This is a genomic window from Nocardiopsis alba DSM 43377, from assembly GCF_000341225.1.
GTDB lineage: Bacteria > Actinomycetota > Actinomycetes > Streptosporangiales > Streptosporangiaceae > Nocardiopsis > Nocardiopsis alba.
The window spans coordinates 124,076-144,647 of sequence record NZ_ANAC01000011.1 but is presented as its reverse complement, the minus strand read 5'-3'; the positions used below and the strand labels follow the sequence as shown (position 1 = coordinate 144,647).

The 20,572-nt window shown below is 69.8% G+C and carries 18 protein-coding genes; 10 read left to right on the top strand and 8 right to left on the bottom strand.

All coding sequences use genetic code 11. From position 1 onward, the window contains the following. Window positions 1-377 precede the first annotated feature (377 nt). Window positions 378-1,202 (bottom strand): helix-turn-helix domain-containing protein, encoded by an 825-nt coding sequence (locus D451_RS0110510; RefSeq protein WP_017534365.1) that lies wholly within the window; start codon window positions 1,200-1,202, stop codon window positions 378-380. Between the two features lie 323 nt (window positions 1,203-1,525). Then, window positions 1,526-2,035 (bottom strand): DUF6879 family protein, encoded by a 510-nt coding sequence (locus D451_RS0110505; protein ID WP_241463311.1) that lies wholly within the window; start codon window positions 2,033-2,035, stop codon window positions 1,526-1,528. A gap of 173 nt (window positions 2,036-2,208) precedes the next feature. Here D451_RS0110505 and D451_RS0110500 point away from each other — a divergent pair, with 173 nt between their 5' ends. After that, window positions 2,209-2,751 (top strand): DUF6879 family protein, encoded by a 543-nt coding sequence (locus D451_RS0110500; RefSeq protein WP_017534363.1) that lies wholly within the window; start codon window positions 2,209-2,211, stop codon window positions 2,749-2,751. A gap of 723 nt (window positions 2,752-3,474) precedes the next feature. Here the strand turns inward: D451_RS0110500 and D451_RS0110495 are convergent. Beyond that, a complete protein-coding gene (locus tag D451_RS0110495; protein WP_017534362.1) occupies window positions 3,475-3,777 on the bottom strand; it encodes a hypothetical protein in 303 nt (100 codons plus the stop codon). 211 nt (window positions 3,778-3,988) lie between these two features. Between D451_RS0110495 and D451_RS0110490 the strand changes: the two genes are divergently transcribed. The 3 genes from D451_RS0110490 (at window position 3,989) to nshR (ending at window position 6,603) form a co-directional block, all read left to right on the top strand. Then, window positions 3,989-4,552, top strand: coding sequence for an RNA polymerase sigma factor (locus D451_RS0110490; protein ID WP_017534361.1), 564 nt, complete (start codon window positions 3,989-3,991; stop codon window positions 4,550-4,552). After that, window positions 4,540-5,616, top strand: coding sequence for a CU044_5270 family protein (locus D451_RS0110485; protein WP_017534360.1), 1,077 nt, complete (start codon window positions 4,540-4,542; stop codon window positions 5,614-5,616). Before D451_RS0110490 ends, D451_RS0110485 begins: the two co-directional genes overlap by 13 nt. Before the next feature lie 165 nt (window positions 5,617-5,781). Then, window positions 5,782-6,603 (top strand): NshR/TsnR family 23S rRNA methyltransferase, encoded by an 822-nt coding sequence (nshR, locus tag D451_RS0110480; RefSeq protein WP_014913237.1) that lies wholly within the window; start codon window positions 5,782-5,784, stop codon window positions 6,601-6,603. 42 nt (window positions 6,604-6,645) lie between these two features. Here the strand turns inward: nshR and D451_RS26395 are convergent, their stop codons facing one another. Both D451_RS26395 and D451_RS0110470 read right to left on the bottom strand, forming a co-directional pair. Beyond that, window positions 6,646-8,613 (bottom strand): M3 family metallopeptidase, encoded by a 1,968-nt coding sequence (locus tag D451_RS26395; protein WP_017534359.1) that lies wholly within the window; start codon window positions 8,611-8,613, stop codon window positions 6,646-6,648. A gap of 223 nt (window positions 8,614-8,836) precedes the next feature. Beyond that, window positions 8,837-10,387, bottom strand: a complete 1,551-nt coding sequence (locus D451_RS0110470) for an ABC transporter substrate-binding protein (protein ID WP_017534358.1) — start codon at window positions 10,385-10,387, stop codon at window positions 8,837-8,839. Window positions 10,388-10,767: 380 nt separating this feature from the next. On the opposite strand from D451_RS0110470, the gene D451_RS0110465 reads away from it, so the two are divergent. Both D451_RS0110465 and D451_RS0110460 read left to right on the top strand, forming a co-directional pair. Further along, window positions 10,768-12,429 (top strand): ABC transporter ATP-binding protein, encoded by a 1,662-nt coding sequence (locus D451_RS0110465; protein ID WP_017534357.1) that lies wholly within the window; start codon window positions 10,768-10,770, stop codon window positions 12,427-12,429. Then, a complete protein-coding gene (locus D451_RS0110460; protein ID WP_017534356.1) occupies window positions 12,426-14,168 on the top strand; it encodes an ABC transporter ATP-binding protein in 1,743 nt (580 codons plus the stop codon). Before D451_RS0110465 ends, D451_RS0110460 begins: the two co-directional genes overlap by 4 nt. Before the next feature lie 56 nt (window positions 14,169-14,224). On the opposite strand, the gene D451_RS0110455 is transcribed toward D451_RS0110460, so the two are convergent. Both D451_RS0110455 and D451_RS0110450 read right to left on the bottom strand, forming a co-directional pair. Continuing rightward, entirely contained in the window at window positions 14,225-14,626 is a 402-nt protein-coding gene (locus D451_RS0110455; RefSeq protein WP_017534355.1) for a VOC family protein, read from the bottom strand. Window positions 14,627-14,717: 91 nt separating this feature from the next. Next, entirely contained in the window at window positions 14,718-15,284 is a 567-nt protein-coding gene (locus tag D451_RS0110450; protein WP_017534354.1) for a GNAT family N-acetyltransferase, read from the bottom strand. A 141-nt stretch (window positions 15,285-15,425) separates the two neighbouring features. Between D451_RS0110450 and D451_RS0110445 the strand changes: the two genes are divergently transcribed. Continuing rightward, window positions 15,426-15,995: a DNA-3-methyladenine glycosylase I gene (locus tag D451_RS0110445; protein ID WP_017534353.1), complete on the top strand. Its 570-nt coding sequence runs from the start codon at window positions 15,426-15,428 to the stop codon at window positions 15,993-15,995. 46 nt (window positions 15,996-16,041) lie between these two features. Here D451_RS0110445 and D451_RS0110440 read toward each other — a convergent pair whose 3' ends face one another. Next, window positions 16,042-17,682, bottom strand: a complete 1,641-nt coding sequence (locus D451_RS0110440) for an ABC-F family ATP-binding cassette domain-containing protein (RefSeq protein WP_017534352.1) — start codon at window positions 17,680-17,682, stop codon at window positions 16,042-16,044. Window positions 17,683-17,833: 151 nt separating this feature from the next. Here D451_RS0110440 and D451_RS0110435 point away from each other — a divergent pair, with 151 nt between their 5' ends. The 3 genes from D451_RS0110435 (at window position 17,834) to D451_RS0110425 (ending at window position 20,458) form a co-directional block, all read left to right on the top strand. Then, entirely contained in the window at window positions 17,834-18,466 is a 633-nt protein-coding gene (locus D451_RS0110435) for a TetR/AcrR family transcriptional regulator (RefSeq protein ID WP_026124969.1), read from the top strand. Between the two features lie 154 nt (window positions 18,467-18,620). Beyond that, window positions 18,621-19,598: a daunorubicin resistance protein DrrA family ABC transporter ATP-binding protein gene (locus tag D451_RS0110430; RefSeq protein WP_017534351.1), complete on the top strand. Its 978-nt coding sequence runs from the start codon at window positions 18,621-18,623 to the stop codon at window positions 19,596-19,598. After that, the gene (locus D451_RS0110425; protein ID WP_017534350.1) at window positions 19,595-20,458 is read left to right on the top strand and encodes an ABC transporter permease; all 864 of its coding nucleotides are present in this window, start codon (window positions 19,595-19,597) and stop codon (window positions 20,456-20,458) included. Before D451_RS0110430 ends, D451_RS0110425 begins: the two co-directional genes overlap by 4 nt. Window positions 20,459-20,572: the final 114 nt, after the last annotated feature.

Genomic DNA, 20,572 nt, shown 5'->3' with positions numbered 1-20,572 from the left:
CCATCTCCGCGTGCGCGGGGAGCAGCCTACGACATCCCCACACCGGTGGGGACACACGGGGCCATCCCCGCGTGCGCGGGGAGCAGGTCGCCCTGGCCCGCACCGCCCCGGCCAAGGAGGGGCTATCCCCGCGTGCGCGGGGAGCAGGACCACGCCGAAGACCACCCGGTCGCGATGGAGGGTCCATCCCGCGTGCGCGGGGAGCAGCTCGCTCTCGACCCTGTCGACCCGTTCGATACGGGTCCATCCCCGCGTGCGTGGGGAGCAGACTCTTTGACCTGGAAACTTACCAGTGGCAAGCAGTCGTTTTTCCAACTTCCCGAGAAACAGACAAAACCGACACCACTCGTCTCCTTATCCGCCCACCATCCACTGTCTCAGACCTCGAACCAGGAGCGGATCCGTTCACGGGCCTGGTCTCCGAACAGCGCGTGCTCCTCGTACATAGCGAACAGCTCCCGATAGGTCTCCACGTCCTGCGGCTCACGGAATGCCAACCGGCCGGTGAAGATCTCCACCGTGGCCAGCCTGTCGTCGTAGACGGTGAAGGTGTTCATCGGCCCCCTGGGCAACACGGTCCCCAGAGGGATCACCCCCAACCGCACCCGCTCCAACCGCGAGACCTCCACCAGACGGGCCGCCTGCTCGGCCATCCCCTCAGGAGGCAGGATCGCCCACCGCACCGCCTGCTCGGTGAGCAGGAACGTGAACGAGCATGCTCCCTCTCGCAACGCCTCCTGGCGGGCGATCTTCTTGGCCACCGTCGGTGAGACATCACCGGGCGAGTGTGTCAGAGAGGCCCTGATGTACTCCGGGGTCGCCAACAGCCCGGTCACCATCGTCGGCAGAAAGTACCGGGCCTCGGTGGCGGAGGCCTCCAGAGACCGCAGCTCATGTTGCCGGGTCTCCAACCCCTTCCGCCACAGCTCCCGCTTGCCCTGCCACTCGGTGTTGGCCGCCCTCACCTTCGCCAGCACAGGACCGGCCTGTTCAGGGGACACTTCGAGCGCTGTGAGGAGGCGGTCCAGGTCGACCAACGTGGGGATCAATCTCCCCGTCTCGATCTTGCTGATCTTGCTCTGGGACATGGAGCAACGCCGTGCCAGCCGCTCGCCTGAGAGACCGGCGCCCCGGCGCAGCTCACGCAGCGTCTCCCCCAGATTCCCTGAGGCGACCGCGAGTTCATCGGGCTCCAGTGCCATCCTGTGTCTCCTTAACGAACGAGAACAGAAATCCCATCTCGATCGTGGGCCTTTCTCCTGTCCGCCAGGCTTCCCGCCAAGGAGCCGATTCGGATCACCGGTGAAGAACGTGCTCACTCCAGGCCCATCGCCGATCGGACCACTCCAAGCTATCCACGACGGAGAGGAGAAACCAGGAGAATTCCCGAAACGGAATAGTTCTCCGGAACCCTCACTCCGGGCGAGCATAATTTGAGCGGGAGAAACGAACTTTCACGAGCCTCGACAGCGACACCGGCCTCGTTTCAGGGCGCCCTATGACCGCCCGCACCAGCGCAGATTCCTCAGACGACGCGGTAGTCGGCGTGCGGGATGGCGCGCCCCCAGACCGCGTCGAAAGCACTCCGGCACAACTCGATGTCCACCGGGTCGGTGGAGACGACGATGTCCTCCATCGCCCCCTCCCCCGAGTAGTGCATGAAGACGACCTTCTCCCCATCGATCAGGTAGAAGTCGTTCCCTGGAAGCGCCAGGGAGGAGACCGTCCTTCGCGGTACCCAACGGATGTCCTCACCGGCCTCCACTAGAGGAAGCGTCGTGCTGTGCGCCCACCTCTGATAGCGGCTCAGTGGCTCGGACACCACGAGCGCCCGGCGGAAGACCTTCCCCTTCGCCCTACCTCGACGGAGGGTGTCGCACCAGCCGTCCATCCACGCGAAGTCGTCCTCCTCGCCCTCGGCCCACTTCGCGAAAGGGAGGATCTCGGCCTGCGTGCCATAGGAGTCCCTCATCTCCATGTGCAGGCACTCCGACTCGAACTCCTCGAAGAGTCCATCGAATTCATCCTGACCCATCGCCATAACCACTCCCGAGAGAGGAACCGAAACATCTCGCCCGGAACTTGTACCATATTTCTCTACACAGGACCTCCATTCCTCCTTCAAGGACGAAGTCCCCCTGTCAGAACGAACCGATCATGACAGAATCCATTCCACCTACCGCCCCAGCGATGACGTGAAGGGAACCAGTGAACAGGTTCATCGAACCCGGGCCGGACTTCCGTGAGCTCTTCTTGTCCTTCGAGCACACCGCCTTTCGCCTGGAGACACGCGACCACTACGGCGCCCCGTACGAACAGGAATCGCTACGCCGCTTCCTCGCCGACGAACCGGACGACCTGCCCTGGATGCGGAGCTGGCTCGACATGATCCGAGAGGCCACCGCCGCGGGCCGTCTCTTCTCCCGTGTCCGTGTGGTCAGTACCCCGCTCACCGACTACAGCCGCTTCGGCGTCTGGTGCTCGCGCTTCACCACCGGCGCGGGTGAGGACATCCGCTACCTCGAACGCGGCCGGGCCGAAGACTCCGGCCTCCCCCGGCACGACTACTGGCTGTTCGACTCCCGGACCCTGCTCAAGATGCACTTCGACGACTCCTCCGTCTTCCTCGGCGGCCAGATCATCGAGGATCCGCAGGAGATCGTGCGGCACAACCACTGGCGTGACGTGGCCCGCCACCACGCCGTCGAACGCGAGGACTTCGCCGCCGAACAGCGACTCCAGCGCGTCTAACGCCCACGCACATCCTCTGCCGCAAGAGGCGCCCCCATGGTCCGCCGTCCCGAACAGCGGGCGGGCCCATGGGGGCGTCGGCGAACAGAGCCATCCCCACATGCGTGGGGCTCAGCGCGGTGGTGTGGAGGACATGGACGCGTACGCCGGTCCATCCCCACGTGCGTGGGGCTCAGGGATCGACCTGCTGATCCTCGGAGGCGGGCTCCGGTCCACCCCCAAGTGCGTGGGGCTCAGGCGGCGTTCTTCAGATCGGGCAAGGCCCGCAGCGGTCCATCCCCACGTACGTGGGGCTCAGATGTGTGACCCATGTGTGCCCCATGGGTGTACCGGTCCATCCCCGCGTGCGCGGGGCTCAGCTCGTCCAAGGCCACACCGTGCTGTACGTGTCCGGTCCATCCCCGCGTGCGCGGGGCTCAGTAGCCGCCGTAGAGGCTGTTGGTCCTGTAGACCGGTCCATCCCCGCGTGCGCGGGGCTCAGGGAAAATGACCTGCGGAAACAGAAGCCGTTATCTTCCCGCAACCTTCGGTTGGCGGTGGCCTCCGCTTCTCACTCATCCCTACCACAGCCCCACAGAGCCGACCAGAACTCACCAACGCCCCACCGACTTCAGCCGATCCCCGCGTCCGCCCCGCCCAGGAACGACACCCGACCCGCCTCCCGGGCCGAAGCCCTCGCCTTCCGCGAGTCCGGCTACGGCCTATCGCCTGGTGCGCCGACGATCACTCGGAGCGTTCCAGGCGGTGGGCGTTGAACGAGAGCACCAACAGCACCGCCCCCATCACGAGCAGCGCGATCGCCCACGAGGCCACCGGCGCCGTGGCGGTCGCGCATCCGGAGATCCCGAATTCCTCCGGAGGCGTGGAGATCTCGGTGTAGGCGAACCAGCCGAAGGACTCCGTCCCCTGGCTCCCGGACGGGCTCCACCATCCCGCCCCGCAGGGCCCACCGGGGACCAGCCCCAGAGCGACACCACCGGCGATCAGCGTGACGGCGGCCGCTCGAACGATCTGGACAGGGGGCATCGGCTCCTCCTCTGGAGGGACGGGGGGACGGACGAGAGGTGCGGCGGCGAGCATAGCCTTCGAGAGCGCGATGGCCCCGCAGCGGGGAGCGGAACGCCCGAGGCCCCGTGTCCCGGCCTGCACGAGAAGCCTCGAAAAAAAAAATCTCCTCCCGACCGAACACACACCCCCTCCACCGACATAGAGGGGTGAGAGAACGGGAGGAACGCCGATGCGACGAGGCCGGGCCGGAGACGATCACTCCGACCAACGCGACTTCAACGCCTTGTTCGAAGAGCACTACGACGCCGTCTATCGCTACGCGCGACGGCGTGTGGGGCCCGATCAGGCCGACGACGTCGCCTCAGAGGCTTTCGTGGTGGCCTGGCGACGCCGCGACCGACTCCCTCCGGGCCGAGAACTGCCCTGGCTGTACGCGTGCGCACGACGTATCGGTCTCGCGCACCACCGTCTGGAGCGGCGCCAGGGATCGATCGCCGCGTCCTTGGAGCGAGAGACCGACACGACCCACCACGACGACACCGATCGGGTCCTCGACCGCGACCGGGCCCTGGCGACCCTGGCCCGGTTGACGGAGATCGAACGTGAACTCGTGATGCTCGTGACCTGGGAGGGGCTCGACTGTCGGCAGGCCGCGAAGGTGGTCGGCTGCACCCACGTCACCGCTCGCGGACGCCTGCACCGGGCTCGAAGGAAATTGACCGCGTACATGAAGGCGGACGCCCCCGAACCCGCTCGGGTCCGCGTCCCGAAGGAGGTCTCGTGGACGACCTGACCGCTCTGCGCGCCGCGTTCGACGGCACCGACCCCGCCGCGGACGCCCGCCCCACCCCCGAAGCCCGCCAGAGGGCGCGCGTCGAAGCCATCGCGAGATTGAAGGAGCACGAGACCATGACCCGCCCCCTGTGGAAGCGCGTCCCCGTCCTGGTCGCCGGAGCGGCCACCGCCGCCCTGGCCGTGGGCGCCGGAGTGATCGTCCTGCCCGGCGACGACCACGTGGGCATCCCGCTCGCGTACGCCGCCCAGCCGGAGCCCATCGAGGTGACCGGAGGCGACCCCGTCGACGGGACGGAACGGCTGACGGAACTGGCCGACATCGCCGCGGAGCGCGGCGCCGCCCCCGGCGAGGGCGACGTCGCCTTCGTCTCCACCAGCGACGTACAGTTGCACCGGCTCACCGCCAACGCCGGTGACGAGGACCCGCCGGAGTCCTACGGCTACCGCTTCGTCCCCTACGACCGGACCGGCTGGGAGGCCCCGAACGGCGACGTCCGTCGGGACTCCGACCCGAAGCCGCCGTTGGAGGCCGGTGGCGCGGAGGCCGACCACGAGTGGTTCCTGGAGCAGGGGAGCGAGTCCTACGAGGACACCCTGCACGAGAGCCTGGTGTGGCCCGCCGATCTGCCCACCGACACCGAGGGCATGCTGGAGGTGCTCGCCGACTACGGCGAGGGCCCCGAGGACGAGTCCCTGCCCGCGCTGACCAACGCCGTCGACAGGCTGTACGAGTCGCGTCCCCTCTCCGGTTCCGAGGAGGCCGCCGTGCAGCGTGTGCTCACCGAGGTCGCCGACGTGTCCTACCTGGGCTCGGCGACCGACTCCCTCGGCCGTGAGGGCGAGCTGTTCTCCTTCGAGGTGGAGGACGAGGGTCTGGTGACCGAGGTCCGCTACATGTACGACGCCGAGGACGGCGCGCTGTTGTACCGCGACGCGACCCTGCTGGAGGAGGCCCCCGAGTACGGCGACGCCGCCGACTTCGGACTGGAGTACCCGCTCCTGACCGAGCAGGTCGGTTTCGTCTGGTCGGGCTGGGTCGGCGCGATCGGCGAGCGCCCCTGACCCCTCCCCTCTCCCCTCCCCCGAGGCCCCGCGCGGTCGACCGCGCGGGGCCTCGCCCGTCCCACCCCGGGAGGGCGGGACGGGGGGACGTGGCAGACTGGGGACCTCGGTCGACGCCTCGGCGCACCGTCCCCGAACACCACAGCCGCAGACGAGAATGGGCCCATGGACAACCTGGAAATCATCGAAAACGCTTCCGATCCCGCGGTGCAGAGGATCCTCGATGTCACCAAGAGCTCCAGGGCCAACATCAAGACCACGCTGATCGAGGACGCCGAGCCGCTCACGCAGTGCATCCGGGCGGGCGTGGAGTTCATCGAGATCTACGGGATCGAAACGCAGCCGCCGTCCGAGGAGCTGCTGGAGCTGTGCCGTGAGCGCCGCATCCCGGTCCGGCTGTTCGCCACCTCGGTCGTCAACCAGGTCTTCAAGGGCGAGCGCAAGCCCAAGACCTTCGGGATCGCCCGGGTGCCGCGCCCCTCGCGGTTGAGCGACATCGCCCGCAGGGGCGGCGACGTCATCGTCCTCGACGGGGTGCGCATCGTCGGCAACATCGGCGCCATCACCCGGTCCGCGCTGGCGCTGGGCGCCTCGGGCATCATCCTCGTCGACAGCGACCTGACCAGCGTCGCCGACCGGCGTCTGATCCGCGCCAGCCGCGGCTACGTCTTCTCGCTGCCCATCGTGCTCGCCGAACGCGAGGAGGCCATCTCCTTCGTGCGTAAGGAGGGCATCCCGCTGCTGGTCCTGGACGCCGACGGCGACGTTCCGCTCAAGTCGCTGGGCGACAACAAGGAGCGGCTGGCCCTGCTGTTCGGAAGCGAGAAGGGCGGCCCGTCGGAGATGTTCGAGGAGGCCTCCTCCGCGTCGATCTCCATCCCGATGATCAGCTCCACCGAGTCCCTCAACGTGTCGGTCTCGGTCGGCATCGTGCTGCACGAGCGGATCGGCCCGAACTTCGAGGCGCGTCGGTCCGACCCGAGGTGAGCCGGGCCCGCCCCGACGGTCGACCGTCGGGGCGGGCGTCGGTCAGTTCAGACCCTTGCGGGCGAGCAGCGGCTCCATGCCGGGCTCGCGCCCGAGGAAGTCGCGGACGGCGTCCATAGAGTCGACGCTGCCCCCGACGGCCAGCACCTTCTGTCGGAAGCGGTCTCCGCTCTCGCGGCGCAGCCCGCCGTTCTCCTTGAACCAGTCGACGCTCTCGGCGTCCAGCACCTCGCTCCACACGTAGGAGTAGTAGCCGGCGCTGTAGTCGTTGGAGAACACGTGCATGAAGTACGAGGTCCGGTAGCGCGGACGCACCAGCGGGTGGAGCGCGCCCACCCGCTCCAGGGCCTCGATCTCGAAGGCCTCCGGGTCCTCGACCACGGTCCCCGGCGCCAGCCGGTGCCAGGACCAGTCGAGCAGGGCGGCCGCCAGGTACTCGAAGGTCCCGAAGCCCTGGTTGAACTTCTCGGCCGCGGCGAGCCGGTCCAGCAGCTCGGTCGGGACCGGCTCGCCGGTCTCGTGGTGCTTGGCGTAGTTGGCGAGGATCTCCGGCCAGGTCGCCCACATCTCGTTGACCTGGGAGGGGAACTCCACGAAGTCGCGCGGCACGCTGGTGCCCTCGACCCGGGGGTAGCGCACCGACGACAGTAGGCCGTGGAGTGCGTGCCCGAACTCGTGGAAGGCCGTCTCGACCTCGTCGAAGGTGAGCAGGGTGGGGCCGGAGACCGGCTTGGTGATGTTGAGGTTGTTCACCACGACCGGCTTCTCGTCGAGCAGGAAGGACTGTTCGACGAGGTTGTGCATCCACGCGCCGCCGCGCTTGGTGGGACGGGCGTAGGGGTCGAGGAGGAACAGCCCCAGGGCGGTGCCGTCGCCGTCGAAGACCTCCCACACCCGCACGTCGTCGTGGTATCCGCGCAGGTCGGAGCGTTCGGTGAAGGTGATCCCGTACAGGCGCGTGGCCGCGTACAGGACGCCGTCCTCGATCACACGTCCCAGCTCGAAGTAGGGGCGCAGCTCGCTCTCGTCGAGGTCGTAGCGGGCCTTGCGGACCTGCTCGGCGTAGTAGGGCCAGTCCCACGGCTCGATGTCGTGGCCGGCGTGCTCGGCGAGCGCCGCGGCCTCGCTCTCGACGTTGCGGCGGGCCGGGCCGACCAGACGTCCCAGACGCTCCTCGACCGCCTCGACGGTCTTGGCGGTCTGGTCGGCGACCTTGAACGAGGCGTGGTCGGGGTAGCCGCGCAGTCGGGCCTGCTCCGAGCGGATCGCGGCGACGCGCACGGCGATCTCCCGGTTGCGCGGGGCGCGCTCCACGCTCAGGGTGTACAGCTTTTCGCGGGTGGCCCGGTCGGTGAGCTGGGCGAGGGCGGGCTGCACGGTGGTGTTGAGCAGCGGGAGCACGTACTTCCCGGCGCTCTCGATCGCCTGGATCTGCGCCTCGTCGAGCCCGTCGAGGTCGGAGACGTCCTCGGTGACCAGCGCGGACTCGGTCGAGGCCCGGACCAGGTTTCGGGAGAACTCGGTGCCGAGCTCGGCCAGTTCGGCGTTGAGTTCGCGCATGCGCTCCTGGCCGGCCTCGTCGAGGTCGGCACCGGCCTTGATGTAGTCGAGCCGGTAGCGCTCCAGGAGCGTGGCCTCCTCGGGGTCGGAGGTGGTGACCCGCTTGATGCGGTCCCACAGGCCCCGGTCGAGGTAGATCGCGTCCCGGTGCCGGGTCCCCTTGGGCGAGAGTTCGCGCTCCAGTTCCTGGACGGCCTCGGTGGCGTCGGAGCCCGCGAGGGTGTGCAGGACGGTCTCCACCCGGTTCAGGGTCCGACCGGAGCGCTCCAGGGCGGCGATCGTGTTCTCAAAGGTGGGGGGTTCGGGGTCGGCGACGATGGCCGCGACCTCGGCGAGGTGTTCGGCCACGCCCTGATCGAAGGCGGGCCGGAAGTGCTCCTCGCGAATCGCCGCGAAGTCGGGGAGACCGTAGGGCAGTTCGCTGGGCGTCAGGAACGGGTTGTCGGTCAAGGATCGTGCTCCTCGTTCGTCGGCGCGGACCCGGCCCCACCACGCTGTTCTCGTGGCGAGGGCCCCGTGGCGGGTCCGTCTATGGTGCGCGTCGGTGGCGCGTGCCCGGTGCGTGGAGTGATCCGCCGGGGCGGGTCCACGGTGTCCGGGGTGCTCGTGCTGTTCTACCGTGCGCCCCGTCACCTGTCACCCGCCCGCCCCCCGTTCTCCGTTCGGGGCGTCCCTACTCGTCACCGATGACGTGCGGGTCCGGGGCCGGGGCGTCGCCCGGCTCCAGGGGCATCTCGACGATGGGGACGAAGCGTCCGGTGGCCTCGCCCGCGCCCTCCGGGCTGTAACCGAGGGTGCCTCCACCGGCCCGGACCTCGTGGGCGGTGTTGAGCAGTGTCATGCGGGCGCGGACCTCGTGGGCGGTCGGCGGTCCGTCCGCGTCCCCCAGTTCGTTGGTCATCCTGATGGCCTGCGCGGCGACGGCCACGGCGTCGTGGTTGACCAGCGCGTACCCGTTGCGCAGCCCTTCGGGGTCGTGTTCGGTGGAGGGGAAGTGCTCGATGTAGGCCTCACGAAAGGCCCGGTAGCCCTCGGGGGCGTCGGCGGAGCCCTGGGGGACGAGGTTCCATCGTGTGTCGATGCCCGAGGCGTAGACCAGGGTGAGGTCGTTGTCGGCGAGGAAGGCCATCCGCCCCTCCTCGTTGAGCACGCTCAGTCCGGTGGCGACGAACATGATGCGCATCGGCCGGTCGCAGGTGGAGGCGGCCAGGCTCTCCATGAACTCGTCGAGGTCGGGGGCGCGTCCGGCGAAGAGGACCGTGTCGGCCCCGGAGACGCAGACGTTCATGGTGACCTCGGCGAACAGCCCTCGCACCGGGTCGTCGCCGACCGTGGTCCCCTCGTACTCCTGGACGGGTCGACCGTCGATGTAGGGGTCGAGGTGTTCGGTGTAGGCCTGTTTCAGGGAGGCGACGAAGAGGTCGGGTTCGGTGCGGTCGTAGACGATGATGGCCCGCGCCCGTTCGTCGAGACCGTCGAGGTGGCCTCGGAGCGCCTTGATGTACTCGGTGTTGCTCGGGGCCACGCGGAGCACGCCGGGCAGTGTCGGGTTCTCCTCGTCTCCGGCGTCGTCGATCCCTCCGGGGCCGTGCGCGAGTCCGTCCGCGGTGAGCGCGGTGGAGACCATGGGGATGCCCTGGCCGTCGAGGGTCCGGGCGATGTCCCTGGCCGAGGCGATGCTGACGCCCATGCCGGTGACGGCGACGAGGGGGCGTTCCTCGTCGCGGGCCATGTCGACCAGGTCGTCCACCACGGGTTCCCACTGGTGTTGGCGGCTGCCCATGTTGGCGACGACGAGCTGGATCCGCGGCGTCCGATCTCCGAAGTCGTGGGTGTCGTTGGCGCGTTTTTGAGCCGTATAGGCGCCTTCCAGGGACCTGAGCATCCGTCCGGGGTCCATGGGGCTGACGGGGTCGAAGGTGAAGGTTCCCAGAAGGGCGACCCGCACGATGGGAAGGTCGTCCCCGAGCGCGGCGACGCGTTCGTTCTCCTCCCGGATGAGTTCCTGCACCCGGGTGAAGTCGTCGTGGAAGACGTAATCGCCCTCGGTGACGCCGACGCATTCGTCGGCGATCTCGCGGACCCCGTTGTTCGGGCCGCCGCAGGTGAACCGGTCCCACATCAGGAGGGTGGTGGCCACGACGGCGAGGACGAGTGCGGCGGCGGTGCCCAAGAGCAGGCTCCTCTTCCGGTCCGCACCTCTCCAGCCGGCCGGATCGGCCATCCCGTCACCTCTCTCGCTCGGCGGCCCGTCTCTGGGTGATGCGCGTTCTCCCCCGTTCTATGAGCGTGCTCGCCATTCGCAACAGATGCGTTATAAGAATTCCGCGAGGAATATCCCTGAAAATCACCTGAATCACTTTTGAACCCTTAAGTAATGTTCCGAGATCACCAAGCGTGCCCTTCCCGCTCGCTCTCCGCACTCCCCCGAAACCCGGTGGAGACCGGGCCGCTCTCCCTGCTCTCATGAAGGGGAGAAGAGACCTTGGGAGGCCTCGCTTGGTTCAGACGTCGGATGTCCCCGGCCCCTGGGGGACACTCCCCCTTCCGCGTTCGGCCCTACCGCCCACCGGCTCGCCCGATACGCGCGGTCCGCTCCGCTTCGTGTGGTGGCTCATCACCCGGCAACCGGGACGGATCCTGACCGGCACCCTCTACGGGACCCTGTGGATGACCACCGTCATGATCCCGCCCTATCTGATGGCCCGCGCCATCGACGACGGGCTACGGGCCGGACGGCCGGGCGCGCTCGTCCTGTGGGTGGCGGCCATGGCCGCGGTGCTCCTGTTCAACGTGGCCATGTCGGTCCTACGGCACCGCACGATGACACAGGTGCGCATGGACGCCGCGCACCGGACCATGCGCGTGGTCAACGGACACTCCACCGTGCTCGGATCGTCCCTGGCCCGTCGGGTCTCCTCCGGCGAACTGTCCACCGTCCAGGCCGCCGACGTCATGCTCATCGCGCACATCCTCACCATGACCGGGCCCGGGGTGGGCGCGGTCATCGCCTATGTCGGCGTCGCGGTGCTCCTGGTGGGCATCTCCCCGTTGCTGGGCGCGATCGTGGTGATCGGCGTCCCGGTCCTGGCGGTGGTGATCGGCCCGCTGCTCGGCCGGCTCCAGGATCGGGAGCGGAGCTACCGAGAGCACCAGGGCGAGACGACGGCGCTGGCCGCGGACATCGTGTCCGGGCTGCGGGTTCTGTGCGGGATCGGCGGCAAGGACCACTTCGCGCGACGGTACCGGGACCGCTCCGGGGAGCTGCTCCACCAGGGCTACCGGGTCAGCGAGACCACGAGCTGGTTCCAGGCGGTGACCTACTGCCTGCCCGTGATCTTCCTCGGCGCGGTCACCTGGGTGGCGGCCCGGTTGACGCTGGACGGACAGATCACCGTCGGCGAGGCCGTCGCGGTCTACGGGTACGTGGCCCTCCTGATCATCCCGATCCTCTTCCTCATCGAGGGCGCCACCGGGCTCGTCCAGGGCCTGGTCTCGGTCCGCCGGGTGCTGCGGGTGCTGACCCTGGAACCCCCGCTCGCCGGCAGCGGGATGAACCGCCCCGGTCCCGAGGAGGACGCGGAGCTGGTCGACCCGGCCTCCGGTGTGACCGTGCCTCCGGGACGGTGCACCGCGCTCGTGTCCGCCTCTCCAGAGGAGGCCGCCGCCGTCGCCGACCGGTTGTGCCGCCACACCGACTCCGACGTCCTCTGGGGCGGGATCCCCCTGCGCGACGTGGGGCTGAACGAGGTGCGCGAGCGTCTGCTGCTCTGTGACAACGAGTCGTACCTGTTCGCCGGCTCCCTGCGCGAGGTCCTCGACCCGCACGGCCGGTTCCCCGACGAGGAACTACGTGCCGCGCTGCGCACGGCCGGGGCGGTCGACGTCCTCACCTCGCTGCCCGACGGGTTGGACTCACGAGTGGAGCCCCAAGGGCGCAACCTCTCCGGAGGGCAGCGTCAGCGGGTCCGGCTGGCCCGCGCCGTACTCGCCTCGCCCGAGGTCCTGGCGCTGGTGGAACCCACCTCGGCGGTGGACGCGCACACCGAGGCGGCGATCGCCGAACGGATGGTCGAGGCCCGCAACGGACGGACCACCGTGGTCGTGGGCACCTCGCCCCTGCTGTTGGACCGCGCCGACCGGATCGTCCTCCTGGTGGACGGGACGGCCGTCGCCGTCGGCACCCACGGCGAGCTGATCGCCTCTCGAAGGGACTATCGCGCGCTGGTCCTGCGCGGCGCGGACGAGGAGGGGGAACGAGCATGAGCGAACGTCTTCCGGTGGCCGACCGGGCCCGGGTCCGCCGCGACCTCGGTCGCGTCCTGAGCGACGAGCGCGGACGTGTGGCCCGGTTGGTGACGCTGACCCTGATCTCCGGGGCGGCCGGGCTGGTCGGCCCGTACCTGCTGGGCCGGATCATCGACATGGTGGAGGCCGGCACCGCCACGGCCGGAGCGATCGATCTGATGGCCGCCGGCGTGGTGGTCGCGGCCTGCGCCCAGTTCGTGTCGACCCGGTACGCGCGGCGGGCCACGTACCGCTTCGGCGAACACGTACTGCTCCGTCTGCGCGAGGACTTCGTGGGCCGGGTGCTGTCGCTGCCCACCCGGGTGGTGGAGCGTTCGGGGACCGGCGACCTCACCACGCGCGCCTCGGCGGACGTGGCGACGGTGGGACAGACCCTGCGGAGTTCGGTCCCCGACATCGCCCTGTACGGCCTTCAGGTCGTGGTGCTGTTCGCGGCGATCTTCTGGATCGACCCCCGTCTGGGGCTGTGCGCCGTGGTCTCGTTCCCGCTGATGTACCCGGTGGCCCGCTGGTATCTGCGCCGTTCCCGTGAGGCCTATCTGGCCGAGGGTTCGGCCCTGTCCGGGGCCTTGGAGAACGTATCGGCGACGGCGGAGGGCGGCCGCACGGTCGAGGGTCTGGGGATCCAACGGGATCGGATCGAGGCCACGGAGCGGGACGTGGAGCTCCTGTACCGCGCGCGGCGCGGCACACTGCGGCTGCGCTCGGTGCTGTTCCCCTTCACCGAGGCCGTCTTCCTGCTGCCGACCGCCGTCGCCCTGTTGGTGGGCGGCCTGCTCTACCTCGACGGCGGGATCGCCCTGGGTGCTCTGGTGACCTGTCTGCTCTACCTCGAACAGGCGTCGAACCCGCTGATCCGACTGACCCAGTGGTTGGAGGACATCCAGCGCGCGGGAGCGTCGTTCGCCCGCCTGCGCGGGGTGCAGGAGCTGCCCGAGGAGTCCGCGGAACCCGGCCCGGAACCGGCGGACGACCGGATCGAGTTCGTGGACGTCCACTACGCGTACGTGCCCGGCCACGACGTGCTGCGCGGGGTCGACCTGGAGGTGCGGCCCGGTGAACGGTTGGCGGTGGTGGGCCCATCCGGCGCGGGCAAGACCACGATCGGTCGGCTGTTGTCCGGAGCCGACGTGCCCGGTTCGGGACGGGTGCTGGTGGGCGGGGTCCCGATCGGCGCTCTGGCGCCGGAGGCCCTGCGCGAACGGGTGGTCCTGGTCGACCAGGAGCACCACGTGTTCACCGGGACCTTGCGGGAGAACCTGGAGCTCGCCGCCCCGGGCGCCGACGACGAACGGCTGACCGCCGCCCTGGAGTCGGTGGGCGCCGATTGGCTCCGTGACCTGCCCGAGGGGCTGGACACCGCCGTGGGATCGGGCGGGGCCGCGTTGGATCCGGCACGGGCCCAGCAGGTGGCGTTGGCCCGGGTGGTGCTGCTCGATCCGCGCACGGTGGTGTTGGACGAGGCCACCTCGCTGCTGGACCCGCGTACGGCGCGCGCCGCCGAACGTTCCCTGGCGGCCGTGCTGGAGGGCCGGACGGTGATCGCGATCGCGCACCGTCTGCACACGGCGCACGACGCGGACCGGGTCGCGGTGGTGGAGGACGGCCGGATCGTCGAGCTCGGTCCGCACGAGAAGCTCATCGACGCGGACGGCGCCTACGCCGCGCTGTGGGCCTCCTGGCACGGGACCGACTGAACGGAAGGGGCGGGGCGTGGTCTTCCCGCCCTCGCCCCTTCCGGACCGTCGAACGGCTACTCGCCCGACGGGCTGAGGAACTCCAGGCGGTTGCCGTTGTTGTCGAAGAGGTGGAAGCGGCGGTATCCGGGGAGGTTCTCGTCCCAGACGAGTTCGTGTCCGGCCGCGATGATCCGTTCGGCGAGAACGTCGATCTCGCGGACGAGGATGCCGGGGTGCGCCTTGCGCTGCGGCACGAACCCCTCCTCCACCCCGAGGTGGAGTTCCAGGTCGTCGGCGCGGACCCACAGTCCGCCGCGGGCGACCAGGGCCGGAGGCTTGGGGACCTCCACGAAACCGAGGACGTCGACGTAGAAGGCCCGGCAGGCGTCCTCTCCCCCCGGCGGCAGGGGGATCAGTACGTGGTGGAGACCGAACCCGAGGTCGGTGGTGGTCTCGGTGGGGTGGGGGGTGGTCATGGCTCCTCTTTCAACGTCGTCGTGGAACCGGCCCGGGCCCGGGGTCGAGCACACCGGGCCAGTATCTCGATGTCGAGGTACTTGAGGAAGACTACTCGCCCGACGGTGCGGGCGAAGGGCGTTCGTAGATGTGCTCCAGACCGTCGCGCTCGTCCCACTTCTCGCCGACGCGCTCGAAGCCGAAGCCCGCGATGGTCGCCAGCGACCCGACGTTGTCCGGGCGGATCGAGGCGAGCACCGCCGCGACCTCCGGAGAGGCGTCGGCCTTGCGGAGCAGCTCGGTGAGGGTTGCCCGCGCATACCCTCGACGGCGCTCCTCCGGGGCCACGGAGTAGCCGACCTCCACACGGTGATCGCCGTCCGGAGGTCCGTGGAAGCCGGCGAACCCGACCACCCGGCCGTCGTCGGCGTCCACCGTCACGTTCGTGAGCCAGCCCGCGCACGCCGGATCGGCTCGGAGCTGCCCGAGGCGGTAGTCGGTGACCCAGCGGACCTCCTCGGAATCGAAGTGATCCCCCAACTCCAGGTCCAAGAGGCGGCCGGCCGCCGCGACGTCCCCCTCGCTCAAGGCGACGAGGACGGGTTCGGTCATCTCCACCAGACGCACCCGAGGCGCCCGGGGTCGGTCCTGTTCGAAGTCCGTGTTCGTGTCCGTCACCGCCCCATCCTTTCTCCGGGGCGGTCGGGGGGACAAGGGGTTTTCACACGCCGCGACACGGCCTTCACGGTGAGGTCTCCGGATCGTCGCCGGCGTCGGGGACGATGGACGGGACCCCCTGCCACGGCTTCGAGGAGACCCATGTCCGACGACGACCGCCGCTGCTCCTGGGCCCGGAACGCCTCCGAGACCATGACCGCCTACCACGACACCGAGTGGGGCCGCCCCTCGCACGAGGAGCGGTACCTGTTCGAGATGCTGATCCTGGAGGGGGCCCAGGCCGGCCTGTCCTGGTCCACCGTGCTGCACAAACGGGAGAACTACCGGCGGGCGATGGACGGTTTCGACTACGACCGCGTCGCCGAGTACGGGCCGGAGGACACCGAACGCCTGCTCGCCGACCCCGGGATCATCCGCAACCGCCTCAAGATCGCCTCCGTGGTGCGCAACGCCCGCGCCTTCCGGAAAGTGCGCGAGGAGTTCGGGAGCTTCGACGCCTACCTGTGGGACCGGGTGGACGGGACCCCGGTGGTCGGCCACTGGACCTCGCCCGACCAGGTGCCCGTCACCACGGACCTGGCCGACCGGCTGAGCCGGGACCTCAAACGGCGGGGCTTCGGTTTCGTGGGCGGCACGATCGCCTACTCCTACCTCCAGGCCACCGGCGTGGTCGAGGACCATCTGGTGACCTGCCCGGCCAAACCGTCCTGACCCCGGGGCCGCCCTCCGTCTCCGATGGGACGGCCCCGGGCCCGGGTCAGCCTCCCTCGACCGGTGGCCGGCCCCGTTCCAGGGACCACCGGCGGGTCGCCCCGATCTCCTCCAGGAACCGGTGGTCGTGCGAGACCACCAGCAACGCGCCCCGGTAGGCGTTCAGAGCCTCGACGAGCCGGTCCCGGCCGTCCAGGTCGAGGTTGTTGGTCGGCTCGTCCAGGATCAGCAATCGCGGAGGAAGGTCGGCGAGCAGGAGGCGGGCCAACGCCACCCGGAACCGCTCCCCTCCGGAGAGGTCGGCCGCCCTCTGGTCCACCCGGTGCCCTCGGATCAGGAAGCGCGCCAGCCCGGCCCGGAGGGTCCGTGTTCCGGCCGAGGGAGCGGCCGCGCGCAGGTTGTCGAGGACGCTCGCCTCCTCGTCCAGGACGTCCAGCCGTTGGGGCAGGTAGCCGACCCGGCCGGTGACGTGCGCGACCCGGACCGGAGGGCCGTGGCCCGTCTCCGCGGCCGGTTCCCCCGAGGCCCGGGCGACGATCGCCCTGAGCAGCGTGGTCTTGCCCGAACCGTTGGGTCCGGTCAGGGCCACGCGTTCGGGGCCTCGCAGGTAGAGCGCCCCGGCCTCCGGCCCCGGCACGGTGTCGCGCAGTTCGAGGACGTCGTGGCCCGCGGGGACCTCGGTACCGGGCAGCGTGATGCGGATGGTGTCGTCGTCCCGCACCGCCTCCTCGGCGCGTTCCAGCCCTTCGCGCGCGGCCTCGAGCCTCTCCTCCTGGGTGATGCGGTGGAGGCCGGCCGAGACCTGGGCCTCGCGTTTGCGCTGGTTCATGATCACGCGCGGTTCGCGCTTGGTGTCGTACTTCTTCTGTCCGAAGCGGACCCTGCGGGCGAGCTTGATCCGCGCCTCGGCGAGTTGGCGGCTCTCCCTGCGCACGTCGGCCTCGGCGGAGCGCACCGTCCTGCGCGCGGCCTCCTGTTCGACGGCGAGCCGTTCGGTGTAGGCGGTGTGGTTCCCTCCCCAGGTACGGACACGTCCGTGACGGAGCTCGGCGATGCGGTCGACCCGGTCCAGGAGCTCCCGGTCGTGGGAGACGACGATGAGCACCCCGTGCCAGTGTTCGACCGCCTCATAGAACCGTTCCCTGGCGTCGCGGTCGAGGTTGTCGGTGGGTTCGTCCAACAGGGTGACGTCGGGGCGACGCAGGGCGATCCCGGCCAGGGCGGTCAGCACGGTCTCGCCCCCGGACAGGGTGGCGACCCGCCGGTCCAACGGGTGCCCTTCCGAGGCGGAGAGGTCGACGCCGAAGCGTTCCAGTCGGGCCAGGGCCCGTTCCTCGATGTCCCAGTCGGAGCCCACGGCGGTGAAGTCGGCCTCCTCGCCCCGCCCGGCCTCGATGGCGAGGAGGGCGTCGCGGATCCGATCGACCCCGAGCAGTGCGGCGACGGTGGTGTCGGTGGCGAGGGGGAGCGCCTGGTCGAGGAGCCCCACCTCCCCGTCGACCGCGACGGTGCCGGAGGTCGGGGTGAGCCGTCCCGCGATCAGGGAGAGCAGGGTGGACTTACCGCTTCCGTTGCGGCCGATCAGTCCGGTGCGTCCGGCACCGAAGGCGGTGGTCAGGTCGGCGAGCGGCGTGGTGCCGTCAGGCCAGGAGTAGGTGAGTCGGTCGCAGACGACGGCGAAGGTCACAGGGCCTCCCGAGAAGGTGGGTGAACGGTCGGGAACGCGGGGTCCTGCGCTGTTCGCCCATGATGATCTCCTCCTCGGGTCGACTATTGCGACTGTTGTCGCATGAACAGCATCGCACGAGGATGCAGGCAAATGCAACTACAGTTGCGTTATGACTTCTCAGCACCCCACTCCGGGAGACGCCCGCCCCGGAGGCCGCACCGCCCGCAACACCGCCGCCGTCCTCCAGGCCACCCTGGACGAACTGGGAGAACGCGGCTACGGAGCGATCACCGTCGACTCCGTGGCCGCCCGATCGGGGGTGCACAAGGCCACCGTCTACCGCCGGTGGGGCGGAGTGGACGGACTGGTGCGCGCCGCCTTGGAGCACTCCACCGAACGCCACTGGGAACCCGAACTCACCGGCTCCCTGTACACCGATCTACTGAGGCTCGTGGAGACGGTGACGTCGGGCTTCACCGAGGCCCCCGAACGCGAGGTGTCGGCCGCGGCGGTCGCGGCGGCCTTCGAGTCCGAGGAGGTCGCCGAGGCGCTGCGCCGCTTCATGTCCGACCGACACCGGCGTGCCGCCGTGATCGTGACCGAGGCGATCGCCAGGGGCGAGGCCCCTCGGGACACCGACGCCGAGGAGGTGATCCGTTCGGCGATCGCCCCGGTGTACTACCGACTCCTCATCAGCCGTGAACCCGTCACCGCCGACGACCTCCGCCGGGCCGCCTCGATCACCGCCGCCGCGGCGGCGGCCGGGACCTTCACGGGAACGCCGGGACCGCCCACCCCCTGACCCCTCGAACCCCGACGCCACCACATCCCCCCTCCGACCAGGCACAACGATGGCGAAGAAAATTCTTTATGGCATAAGGAAATAACTCCGAGGGGTGGGCCGTTCCCAGTTCCGTACGACGTACTGTACGTAGTACGCCAACCGGGAGGGATCCATGCCCACACCACGGAGAGCGATCACCGTCCGAGGACTCGGCCGAAGGTTCAAGGACCGTTGGGCCCTGCGCGGACTCGACCTGGAGGTCGATCGGGGCACCGTGCACGGCCTCCTCGGGCCGAACGGGGCCGGTAAGTCGACGACCGTCCGCGTCCTCACCACCCTGCTCCGCCACCACGAGGGCACCGCCGAGGTCGCCGGCCACGACCTGGCCACCGAGGGCGCCCTGATCCGGCACCGGATCGGGCTGGTCGGCCAGAACGCCGCCGTCGACGAGGTGCTCGGCGGCCGCCAGAACCTGGAACTCTTCGCCCGACTGCACCACCTGGGCCGCCGGGACGCCCGCCGAAGGGCCGACGAGCTCCTGGAACGCTTCGACCTCGCCGACACCGGCCGGCGGCCGGTCTCCACCTACTCGGGAGGGATGCGCCGCCGTCTCGACCTGGCCGCCGGGATGATCCTCGCCCCGCCCCTGCTGTTCCTCGACGAGCCCACGGTCGGCCTCGACCCCCGCGGCCGCGAAGAGGTGTGGTCGGCGGTCCGCGGGCTGGTCGACGACGGCACCACCGTCCTGCTCACCACCCAGTACCTGGAGGAGGCGGACCGGCTGGCCTCGCGGATCTCGGTGATCGACCACGGCCGGGTGATCGCCGAGGGGAGCCCGAGCGGCCTCAAGTCGCGGATCGGCGGGGACCGGATCGACGTGGTCCTCACCGACGAGGGATCCCTGGAACGCGCCGCCGCGCTGGTGGAGCGGGCCACCGGCTCCCCCGTGCGCACGTTCCGAGAGGAGCACCGGATCAGCGCCGAGGTGGAGGACCGCGCGGCCGCCCTGACCCGTGTGGTCCGGGCCCTGGACGACGAGGGACTGCGCGTGGCCGACGTCCTCCTGCGCCGTCCCACCCTGGACGAGGTCTTCCTCCATCTGACCGGCACCGAGGAACACTCCCACCACGGAACGGAGGTCGGCCGATGACCGCGACCGACACGCACACCGGTGACCGCCCGTCGCCTCTCCTCGCGCCCGCTCCTCCGTCGGGCCCCCTCCCCCGCCTGGGGTGGGCCCTCGCCGATGGCTGGACGGTGGCCCGTCGCGATCTCCTCCATTGGGCCCGCGGCCCTTGGGAACTCGGCTTCGGTCTGCTGTTCCCCGTGCTCATGGTGCTGATGTTCGTCTACCTGCTGGGCGGATCCATGTCGGTGCCCGGCGGCGGGGACTACACCGAGTACCTCATGCCCGGCATGTTCGCCATGGTCATGGTGTTCGGGCTCGGGGAGACCGTGACGGCGGTGAGCACCGACGCGAACCGGGGCATCACCGACCGGTTCCGCTCGATGCCCATGGCCTCCTCGGCCGTGGTCGTCGGTCGCTGTCTGGCCGACATGATCCGTTCGACGCTCACCCTGATCGTGCTCATCGGTTTCGGCCTGGTCGTCGGCTGGCAGTGGCACGGCCCGTTCGACCGGGCGCTGCTCGGCTTCGGGCTCCTGCTCCTCTTCCGTTTCGCTCTCGTGTGGATCGGTATCTACGTCGGACTCGTCGTCCGAGGTCAGGGCGGCATGGCCGTCATCCAGACCCTGGAGTTCCCGTTCGGTTTCCTCTCGAACGCCTTCGTGGCCACCGCGACCATGCCGGTGTGGCTCGGGACCGTCGCCGACTGGAACCCGCTGTCGTCCACAGTGGCGGCCGCGCGGGAGCTGTTCGGCGGCCCGAACGTGATCGGTGAGGGGTGGATCGCCCAGAACGCCCTTCTCATGGCGGTGGTCTGGCCGCTGCTCCTGGTGGCGGTGTTCGCCCCGCTGAGCGTGCGCCGCTACCGAGGTCTCGGCGGCTGAACCCGAGCGGGCCGTGGCCCCGCCCGCTCCCCTCTCCCCCGCGTGAAGGTCATGGGGCGCGACCGTCGACGGGCGTACACTGACCCGTACGCTCTACGGACCAGCAGTACCAGG